The 2,041-nt window shown below is 74.7% G+C and carries 1 protein-coding gene and 2 pseudogenes; 2 read left to right on the top strand and 1 reads right to left on the bottom strand.

Annotation, left to right across the window (positions count from 1 at the left end):
• Positions 1–392: pseudogene (locus tag NBX02_RS18715) on the bottom strand (2-phospho-L-lactate guanylyltransferase); the annotation flags it as partial.
• Positions 393–657: 265 nt separating this feature from the next.
• Here NBX02_RS18715 and NBX02_RS18710 point away from each other — a divergent pair.
• Together NBX02_RS18710 and NBX02_RS18705 are read left to right on the top strand one after the other, a co-directional pair.
• Positions 658–1,665 (top strand): NAD(P)H-dependent glycerol-3-phosphate dehydrogenase, encoded by a 1,008-nt coding sequence (locus tag NBX02_RS18710; RefSeq protein WP_250292425.1) that lies wholly within the window; start codon positions 658–660, stop codon positions 1,663–1,665.
• Positions 1,666–1,752: 87 nt separating this feature from the next.
• Positions 1,753–2,041 (top strand): annotated as a pseudogene (locus NBX02_RS18705) (D-alanine--D-alanine ligase A); the annotation flags it as partial.

Here is a 2,041-nt window from a genome sequence, read left to right as displayed (position 1 = left end):
GCGCGCAGGTGGGCCGGGCGCAGCGCGGCGAGGTCGGCGGACAGGGCCGCGACACCGGCGTCCGGCCACCGCCGCGCGGCCATGGCGGCACCATGCGCCAGCGCCGCGTTCAGGCCGGTGTCAGGCGTGTCGGGAACAACGACAATCCGGCTGCCCTCGGTCATGGCCCGCTCGGCAGGGCCCGGGGCCGGCAAGGAGGCCATGCCGGCCCGGGCCGCGCCGTCATTCGTCACGATCATGACGGCTTCGACCGTGCCGCGCCCGACCGCGCTGGCCGCGGCCACCGTGTCCTGGGCCATCGCGAGCGCGAGGGCCGCCCGGTCCGGATGGGCGAGCCGGCTCTTGGCGACCGCCAGCGGTTTGACCGGTACGACGACGACCCAACCGGTCATGCGGGTGGCGGCTTCATGCGGGTGGCGGCTCCGGTGACGCCGGTGTCACCCACCGGCTCTGTCTCCACCCGACTCTATGGCACGCCGGCCTTCCGGCACCTGCCACCCGGGCCGTCCCGGCACACCGGACGGGACACGATCTGCGCGAGGGCCGGGCCTTCTCGACAGCCTTCGTGTGACTGAGCAAGACTCCTGCGACGTGAAGCGAGCTGAACGCGCCGGTGCCGGGGTGATGTCGACGGCGGCCGTCAGCATGCCGTACCGGATAAGGCGGGCCGCCGTTCTCTGCGCCGGGTCCTGGGGGACCGTCTTCGCCAAGGTGCTCGCGGACGCCGGGGCCAGGGCCACACTGCTGGCACGCGAGCCCGACGTGGTCACGTCGATCAACCGGTGTCACACCAACCCCCGCTACCTGCCCGGCCTGACGCTGCCGGACCGCGTCGACGCCACGCTCGAGGCCGCCGAGGCGCTGCGCGGGGCCGATCTGGTCGTCCTGGCCGTGCCGTCGCAGGTGCTGCGGGCCTGTCTGGCGCGGTGGGCCCCGCTGGTGGCGCCGTCCGCGGTGTACGTGAGCCTGATGAAGGGTGTCGAGCTGGGCTCCCGGCTGCGGATGAGCGAGGTGGTCCAGGAGGTCACCGGGGCGGCCCCGGAGCGGATCGCCGTGGTCAGCGGCCCGAACCTGGCCCGGGAGATCGCGGCCGAGCAGCCCGCCGCCACCGTCGTCGCCAGCGTCGACGAACGGACGGCCAGGGCGGTCCAGGCGGCCTGCTGGACGCCGTACCTGCGCCCGTACACAAACCCGGACGTGATCGGCTGCGAGCTCGCCGGCGCCGTCAAGAACGTGATCGCGCTGGCCGCCGGGATGGTGGAGGGCATGGGGTTCGGCACCAACACGGCCGCCTCCCTGATCACCCGGGGGCTGGCCGAGACGACCCGGCTCGGCGTGGCGCTCGGCGCCGGCCCGCTGACCTTCGCCGGGCTCGCCGGCATGGGCGACCTGGTGGCCACCTGCTCGTCCCCGCTGTCGCGCAACCGCGCCTTCGGGGAGAAGCTCGGCCGGGGCGTGCCGCTCGCCCAGGCCGACGCCCAGCAGCACCAGGTCGCCGAGGGCGTCCGCTCCTGCCGTCCCGTCCTGGAGCTGGCCCGTTCTCTGGACGTCCAGATGCCGATCACCGAGCAGGTGGTGCGGGTCATCCACGAGGGCCTGGCCCCGCTGGACGCGGTCAAGGAGCTGATGAGCCGGGAGCCCGGCCCCGAGTACCGCGCCGGCTGACCGCCGCGCGTTGCCCGGACGGTCGTCGCGGGTGGACTCGCTGTGGGGTTCGGTGGTGCGCGGCCGGGCATCGGTTAGGGTCCCGTCATGCCTGGCTCTCCGCCGCGCCGGATCCGGATCGCCGTCCTGTACGGCGGCCGCAGCACCGAGCACGCGATCTCCTGTGTCTCGGCTGGCAGCGTCCTGCGCGCACTGGACCGGCGGCGTTATGACGTTGTCGCTGTCGGCATCACCTCCGACGGCCGCTGGGTGCTCGGCCCGGACGACCCGGCCGCGCTCGCCGTCCGCGACGGCGAGCTGCCCGCAGTCGACGCCGCCGCCAGGCCGGTGGTGCTGCCCGGCGACCCCACCGCGGGCGGCCTGCTCGCGCTCGACC

The organism is Protofrankia sp. CiP1_Cm_nod1, from assembly GCF_920888515.1.
Taxonomy (GTDB): Bacteria; Actinomycetota; Actinomycetes; order Frankiales; family Frankiaceae; genus Protofrankia.
Note: the sequence above shows the minus strand (reverse complement) of the source record. Positions and strands in the feature narration are given on the sequence as shown.